This window comes from Paenibacillus sp. 10L310, from assembly GCF_056395745.1.
Genome location: NZ_JBFTKC010000061.1, coordinates 1 through 563, shown reverse-complemented (window position 1 = coordinate 563; position 563 = coordinate 1). Strand labels below are relative to the sequence as shown.

Below are 563 nucleotides of genomic sequence, written 5' to 3'. Positions count from 1 at the left end.
AAGTCGGTGGGGTAACCGCAAGGAGCCAGCCGCCGAAGGTGGGATAGATGATTGGGGTGAAGTCGTAACAAGGTAGCCGTATCGGAAGGTGCGGCTGGATCACCTCCTTTCTAYGGAGAATCGTTTCCTGCAACGGAAACATTCAAATATGCAGCTTAGCTGCAAAACACTCACTCGTTGTTCGGTTTTGAGAGCTCAAACTCTCAAACAGCTTGCTTTTGCATGGAGCTTGTTCTTTGAAAACTAGATATCGAAACGAAACAAACGCGAATTAGAACATTCCTTTAAGCTRAACTTGTGYAAACAAGTSAAGTGTTTTTATAAGGTAGATTGCATGAGCGAGTGATCGAAATGGAACGACTTTTGGATTTGCGCAAGCAAACCAACCGGAGTGACAGCTCGAACACGAGCGATATGGTTAAGCTACTAAGAGCACACGGAGGATGCCTAGGCGCTAGGAGCCGATGAAGGACGTGGCGAACAACGAAACTGCCTCGGGGAGCTGTAAGCAAGCTTTGATCCGGGGGTGTCCGAATGGGGAAACCCAGCTGGGGTAATTTCCA

The 563-nt window shown here is 48.3% G+C and carries 2 rRNA genes; both read left to right on the top strand.

From position 1 onward, the window contains the following. Positions 1-110, top strand: a 16S ribosomal RNA gene (locus tag AC1DE7_RS31805); the annotation flags it as partial. Between the two features lie 306 nt (positions 111-416). Continuing rightward, positions 417-563, top strand: a 23S ribosomal RNA gene (locus AC1DE7_RS31800); the annotation flags it as partial.